Here is a 9,440-nt window from a genome sequence, read left to right as displayed (position 1 = left end):
CTGCCCGTGCGCTACGGCCGAGGGCACCCCGCGCTGCAGTGTGTGGAGCGGGCGGGCTCGGTGCGGGCGAGCGCGGGCAGCGTGGGCGCGGAGGAGGCGCGGGCGTGGGCGGAGTCCCGTCAGTGGCCCCCGGAGACGGTGCACGCGCTGTGCACGGTGCTGCGCAGCCGGGGCCGCACCCTGGGCGCCGTGACGTTTCTGCGCGGCGCGGGCCGTACCGCTTTCGAACGGTCCGACACCCTGCACGCGGAGGACGTGGCGGTACGCATCGCCTCGGCCCTGGATATGGCGGGGCTGCTCGGGGAGGACTGAGCCTGCCGTTGGCCGCGGACGACGCCCCGAAGGTCGCTGTCTCGGTCGCGCGCCTGGCCCGGCATCGGCGTACGGTCTGTCCGGTTCCGGCGCCGAGGGCCGCTTGGCTTGGTGCGGCCCGCGGCCCACCCTGGCCGGCTCCCCCGCCTGCCCCCGCGGCTGCGGCTCAGTGCCGGTAGAAGATCCGGTCCCGGTACTGCTCCAGGATGCGGCCGTTCCACTCGTGGCCGCCGTCCACGTTGCCGGAGCGCAGGAGCGGGGGCTCGATGCCGCGGTCGGCGAGGGTGGCTGCGGCGGTGGCCATGACGGCCTGGAGGAGGGCCGAGGCCACGACCGTCGATGCGGGAGCGAAGGGCGCGGGGACGTTGTCGAGGGTGAGCTCGGCGTCGCCGACCGCGATCTTGGAGTCGAGGACGACGTCGCAGTGGTCCTTCAGATACGTGCCCGAGACGTGCCGCGACTTCGTCTCCGTGGCGTAGGCGACCGAGGTCACGCCGATCACCCGGACGCCCAGGGCGCGGGCGTTCATGGCCATCTCCACGGGCAGCGCGTTGCGCCCGGACAGCGAGATGATCACCAGCGCGTCGCCCGCGCGGAGCGGCGAGGAGTCGAGCACGGCGCCGGCGAGACCGTCGACGCGCTCCAGCGCGGACCCCAGCGTCGCCGGCATGACGTCGACGCCGACCACGCCGGGCACGGCGAGCAGGTTCATCAGGGCGAGGCCGCCCGCGCGGTAGACGACGTCCTGCGCGGCGAGCGAGGAGTGACCGGCGCCGAAGGCGAAGAGGCGCCCGCCGTCGGCGACGGTGTCGGCGAGCAGCGTGCCGGCGGCCGCGATGGACTCGGCCTCCTCGTCGCGGACCCGGTGCAGCAGATCGATCGCGGCGTCCAGGAACCGGTCGGCCGGCGTGCGGTCGCTCATACGGCATCCCTTCGGGTGGCTGTGTTGCGGATCACGGTGCGGTCTGGACCACTGCCGTGTCAATACGGCGCGGGGGCGTCCGTACTACGGTGATCCAGGGGTCCGTTTCCACGGCGCCGCACGGTTGTCAGTGTCATGCGTCAGAATTGAGTCCTGGGCCAGCGCACGTGCCGGTGAGCCGTCCAGCCTCCGGCAGAGCTAATCGCAGATCTCATCGAGGGGCACGTATGTCCGGACTGATCGACACCACGGAGATGTATCTCCGCACCATCCTCGAGCTGGAGGAGGAAGGTGTGGTCCCCATGCGCGCCCGGATCGCCGAGCGGCTCGACCAGAGCGGGCCGACGGTCAGCCAGACGGTGGCGCGCATGGAGCGCGACGGTCTGGTCTCCGTGGCGAGCGACCGCCACCTGGAGCTGACGGACGAGGGCCGCCGGCTGGCCACGCGCGTGATGCGCAAGCACCGCCTCGCCGAGTGTCTGCTCGTCGACGTGATCGGCCTGGAGTGGGAGCAGGTGCACGCGGAGGCCTGCCGCTGGGAGCACGTGATGAGCGAGGCCGTCGAGCGCCGCGTCCTGGAGCTGCTGCGGCACCCGACCGAGTCGCCGTACGGCAACCCGATCCCGGGCCTGGAGGAGCTGGGCGAGAAGGACGGCGCGGACCCGTTCCTGGACGAGGGCATGGTGTCGCTGGCCGATCTCGACCCCGGTGCCGAGGGCAAGACGGTCGTGGTGCGCCGGATCGGCGAGCCGATCCAGACGGACGCGCAGCTGATGTACACGCTGCGCCGCGCCGGTGTGCAGCCCGGATCCGTGGTGAGCGTGACCGAGTCGGCGGGCGGTGTGCTGGTGGGCAGCGGCGGCGAGGCGGCCGAGCTGGAGTCGGACGTCGCGTCCCACGTGTTCGTCGCCAAGCCCTGAGCGCAGGCGGCCCCCACCGGCCACCGATGTGATCGCGTCGTTTCGAAGATCCAGTGCCTGGAATGCGCAGCGCGCGCCCGGATCGCGTGCGAGGCTGTCGCGTGAGGCATGACCCGGGGATCTCCGTCGGCAGGAGACCTCCCGGTCGGGCCCGACAGCGATGTCACCCCGGCCGGGGAGGGGCGGGAGGATGTGCCGTGACCACGTGAGGAGCCCCGGCGCCGCACGGCGCCGGGGCCTGTCCTCCCCTGTGCTGACCCGGAGCCCCGAGCTCTCAGGGTCATTCCCCTCGGACCGATTTCCCCGAGCGGTCCGCCTCCCGCTGAACATCTCCCCTGGGGCGCGGCGATCAATCCTGGCCGGGGGTCACTCGAACGAGGGGTGTTGCCGTCCGAAACGGCATCTTCGAATGCGTATTCGATAATCTGGCGCGGTACGACAGGCAGGGCAAGCACGGCAGACAGCGAGCTTGGGGGGTGCCAGGAGCATGGCGCGACGCATCGGCGTGACCGGAGCGGACGGCGTACGTCTCGCCGCCTGGGAGTTCGGCGACCCGCCCAAGACGGGCCCCGATCCCGCGGCCGGCGCCGCCCCCGGCGTGCTCTTACTGCACGGCCTGATGGGCCGCGCCTCGCACTGGGCGTCCACCGCCCGCTGGCTCTCCGAGCGCTACCGCGCGGTCGCCCTCGACCAGCGCGGCCACGGCCGCAGCGACAAGGACCCGAGCGCCTCCTACAGCCGCGACGCCTACGTCGACGACGCCGAGGCCGCCCTCGAACAGCTGGGACTGGCCCCCGCCGTCCTCATCGGCCATGCCATGGGCGCCCTGACCGCCTGGCAGCTCGCCGCCAAACGCCCCGACCTGGTCCGCGCGGTGATCATCTGCGACATGCGGGCCTCCGCGCTCGGCGCGGCCTCGCAGCGCGAGTGGGCCGAGTGGTTCAGGGCCTGGCCGGTTCCGTTCGCCACGCTCGCCGACGTCCGGAAGTGGTTCGGCGAGGACGACCCCTGGGTGGAGCGCCCCAATCCGGCCCGCGGCGAGTTCTACGCCGAGGTGATGGCCGAGTCCCCGGACGGCTGGCGTCCGGTCTTCGACCAGGAGCTGATGCTCCGCTCCCGCGAGACCTGGGTGTACGACGCGCACTGGGAGGAGCTCGCGCAGGTGCGGTGCCCCGCTCTCGTGGTCCGCGGCCTCGACGGCGAACTCGGCCGCGCGGAGGCCCAGGAGATGGTCCGCGTGCTCCCGCGCGGCCAGTACGCGGAGGTCGCCGACGCCGGCCACCTGGTCCACTACGACCAGCCCGAGGGCTGGCGCGCGGCCATCGAGCCGTTCCTGGACTCGCTCCGCGACACCTGAGCCCCGGGCCCGCTCAGCCCTTGCTGACCGCCGTGAGGATCTCCGGCAGCCGCCGCGCCGTCTGCGGTGCGGCCAGCCGCAGGCCGAGCCAGGTCAGCACCGCCCCGTACGCCGTGCCCACCGGCAGCAGCAGCCCCAGCAGATCGTCGCCATCGGCGCTGATGTTCCACCAGATCGTCAGCGCGATGACCGGCGCGCACAGCACCGCCGCCGCGATCATGCCGCCGAAGATCGAGATCCAGGCGAGCCCCGTCTGCCCCGGAGCGACGTTCTTGTAGCCCTCCTGCGGGATGGAGTACGGGAAGCGCGCCGAGGTCCACGCGCCCGTGGCGAGCATCGCGCCCAGCAGCGCGAAGGACAGCCCCAGCGCCTCCGGCAGCCGCTCCCAGTCGCCCAGCATCGCCGTCGTCACCACGGTGACGAGGGTGGCGTACGGCAGGGTGATCAGCAGCAGCGCGTACGCGCGGGCACGCAGCTCGACGTAGGCGTCCCGGGTGGAGGAGATGGTCATGGCGACCATCCAGAACGCGGACGTGTCCTGACCGAACTGGTTGTACATCTGAATGCCGAGCATCCCCGCGGCGAAGCAGGCGAAGTACACCGAGCCGGTGCCCTGCCAGGCGTTGAACACCGGCACGATCAGCCCGATGGCCAGCGAGGTCACCCAGGCCGCCTTGGTCTTCGGATCGCGCCACACATAGCGCAGGCTGCGCTCCATCGCCGTACCCGTGCGCCCCGCGGGCAGCAGCCGCGCGAATCCGCCGCCCGCGTGCTCCCGTACGGCCGTCTCCCCGCTCTGCAGGGTGGAGCCGTCCGGCGCGGTCATGAGCCGCGTCAGCGACCGCGACCACAGACCCAGCAGGACCACCAGCGCCAGCGCGCTCAGCGCCAGTTGGGCCGCGGCGATGCCGTACGACCCCTCACCCACCGCGTGCACCGCACCGATCGCGGACGCCGGCGGGATCCACTGCAACACGTCCGCCACCGGATCGAGCTCCCCGAGCCCCGAGGAACCGAGCCGCTGCGCACCGAAGTTGACCACCTGCGCGCCGACGGCGATCACCAGCCCGCTGAGTACGGCGAGGTCCCGCCCCTTGCGGCTGGTCAGCAGCCGTACGTTGGCGGCGGCGACCGCCCGCGCGAGCGCCACGCACACCAGCAGCGCGAGCGGCACGGCGAGCACGCCGACGGCGAAGGCGGCCCCGCCGTGCGTGACGGCGATCACCGAACCGGCGAGCATGCACAACGTGAACAGCGGCCCGATGCCCACCAGCGAGGCCGCGAGCAGCGCCCGCACCAGCGGGCGGGGCCGCAGCGGCAGCATCACCAGCCGGGTCGGGTCCAGGGTCTCGTCGCCGCTCGGGAAGAACAGCGGCATCACCGCCCAGCCCAGCCCCAGCACCGCGACGAGCAGCACCACCAGCGACTCGGCGTGCCCGACACCGCGCAGCGCGATCAAACCGATCAGCTGGAGCGCGGTGAACAGCAGCGTGACGACGGCGGAGGCGATGTAGGCGGCCTTGCGTCCGGCGGACTGCCGCAGCCCGTTGCGCAGCAGCGACAGCTTCAGCCGTACGACGACGGGAGTGATCGCGGGCGCGCTCACCGGGCCCCGCCGCCCAGCCAGTCCAGGTCGGAGGAGGCGTCCCGCCCGTCCGCCCCCACCAGCTCCAGGAACGCCCGCTGGAGGGAGGGCGCGTCACCGCGCACCTCGGCGAGCGGACCGTGCGCCCGGATCCGCCCGGCGGCCATCACCGCCACCCAGTCGCACAGCGACTCCACCAGCTCCATCACATGCGAGGAGAACACCACCGTCGCGCCGGAGGCGGTGTACCGCTCCAGCACGCCCCGGATGGTCTGCGCGGACACCGGGTCGACACCCTCGAACGGCTCGTCCAGGAACAGCACTTCGGGATTGTGCAGCAGCGCCGCGGCCAGCCCGATCTTCTTGCGCATCCCGGTCGAGTAGTCGACGACCAGCTTGTGCTGGGCGCCGGCCAGGTCGAGCACGTCGAGCAGCTGGGTGGCCCGCTTGTCGACCTCGGCACCGGGCAGCCCGCGCAACCGCCCGCTGTAGGCGAGCAGTTCGCGCCCCGACAGCCGCTCGAACAGCCGCAGTCCCTCGGGCAGCACCCCGATCCGCGCCTTCACCTCCACCGGATCCCGCCACACGTCGTGCCCGACGACCTCCACGGTCCCCTGATCGGGCCGCAACAACCCGGTCACCATGGACAGGGTGGTCGTCTTCCCGGCCCCGTTCGGCCCGACGAGCCCGATGAACTTCCCCGCGGGCAGCTCGAGATCGATCCCCCCGACGGCAACTTGCTCCCCAAACCGCTTCCAAAGCCCACGCACACTCACGGCCGACGTCATGATGGCCAACCTAAAGGGGCGCGGGGCTGTATCGATAGGCGGCTCCGCCGCGTGGGCGCGACCAACCACAGACAACCAGCAGCCGCCGACGACGAGCGACCCGGCAGACGAACAGGCGCTACCGATCCCGCCCGCACGCATAAGCAAGCGCCGAGATCAACTCCTCCGCATCCGGCAACCACCGATTCGCGGGCGTAGGCCGGCAGGCCCACTGCACAGCCCCCCACGACCCCACCCGCGTAGGCGGCGCAGCCACATACGCCCCTTCACCGAGCACCGCCAGATCCAGCGACGGCAGCGACCACCCCAGCCCCCGCACCAGCTCAGGAACCTTCGCGGCGGCGCCCGGCAGCACGAAGAACTCCATCCGCCGCGCCGGCGTCAGCGTCACCGGCCCCAGCGTCAGCTCCATCCGCTCCATCCGCGCCAGCGCCAGAAACCCCGCCGTCTCCGGGACGGAGATCGCGTCGAACGTCCGCCCCGTCGGCAGCAGGATCGACGCCGCCGGCTGCTTCTGCCACATCCGGCGGGCGACGGTCGCGCTGCCCGTCGCCTGCGTCGGCCAGTCCTGCCGGGCCGGGTGCGCGCCGGGTGCGGGGCACGCCGCGTCGCCGCACGAGCAGCGGTGCACCCCGTCGACGGCCTCCAGCCAGGTGCCGGGGAACACGTCCCAGTGACGTTCCTCGGCATAGCGAACTGCGGTGTCCAGCAGCGATTCCCCGCGCTGCTTCGGGATCTGTGCGGCTTCGGTGCCCGGGATCGTCTCTTCCACGATGAACACAACTTCGCCCGTCACCAGGGGTTACGCCCCCGCGCGTGTGCGGGGTGGGAGCACCGGCCCCGCATCCGGGGCGCATGGGTGCACGGGTGGGGGCGCGCGGGAGGAACGGCGCCCGCGGGTGGGTAGCCAGGAGGGGGGCCGGTGAGCGCATGCGCACGCCGTCACCCCGGCAATCCTCATAAGTCCCGCATTTTCGGCACATCAGCGGGGCATTGATCTTCACGGCCGGGAATTCTCGCCGGGACGTGAGGAGCACGGCCACGGAGAAAGCACGTCAACTCGGTGTGTGGGCAGGCACCGTAGCCACAGGGGGTTACGCCATGGCCGCAAGGCCTCTCGTCGCGCGGCAGCCGAACGAGCGGTTGCAGGCGCTCATCCAGGAAGCCGGATGCTCCAACGCCGGGCTGGCCCGCAGGGTCAACATGTGCGGCGCCGAGCACGGCCTCGACCTGCGCTACGACAAGACGTCGGTGGCCCGCTGGCTGCGCGGCCAGCAGCCACGGGGCCGCGCACCGGCGATCATCGCGGAGGCACTGGGCCGCAAGCTGGGCCGTACGGTCACGATCGACGAGATCGGGATGGCGGGCGGCAAGAACCTCGCGTCGGGTGTCGGTCTCCAGTTCTCGCCGACGGTACTGGGGGCCATCGAGCAGGTCTGTGAGCTGTGGCGCAGCGATGTGGGCCGGCGGGACTTCCTGTCCGGTTCGTCCGTCGCCGCCTCGGCGCTGGTGGAGCCCAGCCGGGACTGGCTGATCTCCGCGCCCGACGCGCAGGTGGCGCGCTCGGCCGGGCCGCGCGTGGGCCGGTCCGACGTGGCGGCCGTGCGGGACATGACCCGGGCGCTGGTGGATCTGGACCACCAGTACGGCAGCGGGCATGTGCGGCCGGTCGTCGTGCACTACCTCAACAGCGTCGTCTCGGGGCTGCTGGCCGGGTCGTACCGGGAGGCGGTGGGACGTGAACTGTTCGCGGCGGTCGCCCGGTTGACCGAGCTCGCCGGGTACATGGCCGTGGACACCGGGCAGCCGGGGCTCGCCCAGCGCTACTACATCCAGGCGCTGCGGCTGGCGCAGGCGGCGGGCGACCGCGCGTACGGCGGCTATGTGCTCGCCGCGTCCATGAGTCATCTGGCCGCGCAGCTCGGGAACCCGCGGGAGATCGCGCAGTTGGCGCGGGCGGCGCAGGAGGGGGCCCGGGGGCGTGTGACACCCCGCGCGGAGGCGATGTTCCACGCGGCGGAGGCGCGCGGGCACGCGCTGATGGGCGACGCGCGCGCCGCGCAGACGGCGGCCGGGCGGGCGGTGAGCGCCATGGAGGCGGCGGATCCGGCGTCCGGGGACGACCCGGTGTGGATCGCGCACTTCGACGAGGCGTATCTGGCGGACGAGCTGGCGCACTGCCACCGCGATCTGGGGCAGGCGGAGGCCGCCGCGCGGTACGCGCGCGAGTCGCTGGCCGGGCATCCCGAGTCGCGGGCGCGGCGGCGGGCGATCGGCTATGTGCTGTTGGCCACGGCGCAGGTGCAGCAGCGGGAGATCGAACAGGCCTGTGCGACGGGGCTGAGGGCGGTGGAACTCCTCGACGGGCTCAGGTCCAACCGGGGCGCCGAGTATCTGGAGGACTTGCAGCAGCGTCTCGAGCCGTACGGAGAGGAGCCGGTGGTACGGGAGTTCGGGGCGCGGACGGGGCTGCAGACGGCGGCGTGAACGGGGCGGGGACGGGACGGTGAACGGGCGGGTAACGGGCCGCTGAGGCGAAGGAGGTGACATAAACAGCGTGCCCTGACGTGGTTTTGTTACCGCGCTCACAGGGCAGGAGATCACGCCCTGTGCTGCGTGGCACCGGGCTCCGGGGACCCGGTAGCGTGACCCGACGATTCACAAGGTCCCCCATTGGTAGGAGTCCCGGTGACGCAGAGTGGACAGGGCGAGGAGCCCTCGTCGCGCCCCGCGCGCGAAGGCATCGTGCTGCCCTCCGACGGCGGTGAGCCCCTGCTGCCGGGCATGACACCCCCGCCCGGCCCCGCACCGTCCGCCCAGCCCCCCGCCTCCGCACCCCCCGGCGGCCAGACCTGGGGCGACCCCTGGGGCCCCGCCCAGCCCACCCACCAGCCCCCGGGCCAGGACACCCACCACCAGCCCTCCGGCCAGGGGTCTCATCAGCCTTCCGGCCAGGGTCCGCATCAGCAGCCCCCTGGCCGGGGCGCGCATCAGCAGCCCTCCGGCCAGGACTGGCACCAGCCCTCCCCCCAGTGGGACCCCCAGACGCAGGCCCCGTGGGGCGCGCAGGCCCAGCAGCAGCCGTCACCGGGCCAGCTCCCGCACCAGCCGTCGCCGGGACAGGTCACGCAGCAGCCGTCGCCGGGCCAGCTCCCGCACCAGCCGTCGGTGGGGCAGATCCCGCAGCAGCCGTCGGCGGGACAGGTCACGCAGCAGCCGCCGACGGGGCACATTCCGCACCAGCCGTCGGCGGGACAGCAGGGCCAGCACCAGCCCTCGGCGGGACAGCAGGGCCGGCACCAGTCCTCTGCGGGGCAGCAGGGCCAGCACCAGCCCTCTGCGGGGCAGCAGGGCCAGCACCAGTCCTCTGCGGGGCAGCAGGGTCTTCAGCAGCCGTCCGCAGGGCAGCAGGGCCCGTACCAGCCGTCCGCAGGGCAGGGTGGCCCCGGTCCGCTGCCGCCGGAGGGCGCCCAGCCCCAGCAGCCCGCCGCCCACGCCTCGTACGACCACAACGCCGCCGCGTCGGCCCCTCTGCCGCACCAGGGCCCGGGCCCGC

General features: G+C 73.0%; 8 protein-coding genes and 1 pseudogene. 4 read left to right on the top strand and 5 right to left on the bottom strand.

Annotated elements, in window-relative coordinates:
* Positions 1–312 (top strand): annotated as a pseudogene (locus N4P33_RS28440) (diguanylate cyclase); the annotation flags it as partial.
* A gap of 166 nt (positions 313–478) precedes the next feature.
* On the opposite strand, the gene N4P33_RS28435 reads toward N4P33_RS28440, so the two are convergent.
* On the bottom strand, positions 479–1,234 hold the full coding sequence (locus N4P33_RS28435) for an SIS domain-containing protein (RefSeq protein WP_260829708.1): 756 nt from the start codon (positions 1,232–1,234) through the stop codon (positions 479–481).
* A 227-nt stretch (positions 1,235–1,461) separates the two neighbouring features.
* Between N4P33_RS28435 and N4P33_RS28430 the strand changes: the two genes are divergently transcribed.
* Positions 1,462–2,154: a metal-dependent transcriptional regulator gene (locus tag N4P33_RS28430; protein WP_260829707.1), complete on the top strand. Its 693-nt coding sequence runs from the start codon at positions 1,462–1,464 to the stop codon at positions 2,152–2,154.
* Positions 2,155–2,641: 487 nt separating this feature from the next.
* Entirely contained in the window at positions 2,642–3,511 is an 870-nt protein-coding gene (locus tag N4P33_RS28425) for an alpha/beta fold hydrolase (RefSeq protein ID WP_260829705.1), read from the top strand.
* A gap of 13 nt (positions 3,512–3,524) precedes the next feature.
* Here the strand turns inward: N4P33_RS28425 and N4P33_RS28420 are convergent, their stop codons facing one another.
* From N4P33_RS28420 to N4P33_RS28410, 3 genes are all read right to left on the bottom strand, one after another.
* A complete protein-coding gene (locus tag N4P33_RS28420; protein WP_260829704.1) occupies positions 3,525–5,117 on the bottom strand; it encodes a transporter in 1,593 nt (530 codons plus the stop codon).
* Positions 5,114–5,884, bottom strand: coding sequence for an ABC transporter ATP-binding protein (locus tag N4P33_RS28415; protein ID WP_260829703.1), 771 nt, complete (start codon positions 5,882–5,884; stop codon positions 5,114–5,116). The genes N4P33_RS28420 and N4P33_RS28415 overlap by 4 nt, the downstream gene beginning before the upstream one ends.
* A 118-nt stretch (positions 5,885–6,002) precedes the next feature.
* A complete protein-coding gene (locus N4P33_RS28410; RefSeq protein ID WP_260829709.1) occupies positions 6,003–6,656 on the bottom strand; it encodes a bifunctional DNA primase/polymerase in 654 nt (217 codons plus the stop codon).
* Positions 6,657–6,985: 329 nt separating this feature from the next.
* Here N4P33_RS28410 and N4P33_RS28405 point away from each other — a divergent pair, with 329 nt between their 5' ends.
* Positions 6,986–8,371: a transcriptional regulator gene (locus N4P33_RS28405; RefSeq protein ID WP_260829702.1), complete on the top strand. Its 1,386-nt coding sequence runs from the start codon at positions 6,986–6,988 to the stop codon at positions 8,369–8,371.
* A 597-nt stretch (positions 8,372–8,968) separates the two neighbouring features.
* Here the strand turns inward: N4P33_RS28405 and N4P33_RS28400 are convergent.
* Positions 8,969–9,440 (bottom strand): hypothetical protein (locus N4P33_RS28400; RefSeq protein WP_260829701.1); only part of this gene is annotated, 472 nt, incomplete at its 5' end.

This window comes from Streptomyces sp. 15-116A, assembly GCF_025290915.1.
Taxonomy (GTDB): domain Bacteria; phylum Actinomycetota; class Actinomycetes; order Streptomycetales; family Streptomycetaceae; genus Streptomyces.
The sequence above is the reverse complement of the archived record's forward strand: the minus strand, read 5'-3'. Positions and strand labels throughout refer to the sequence as shown.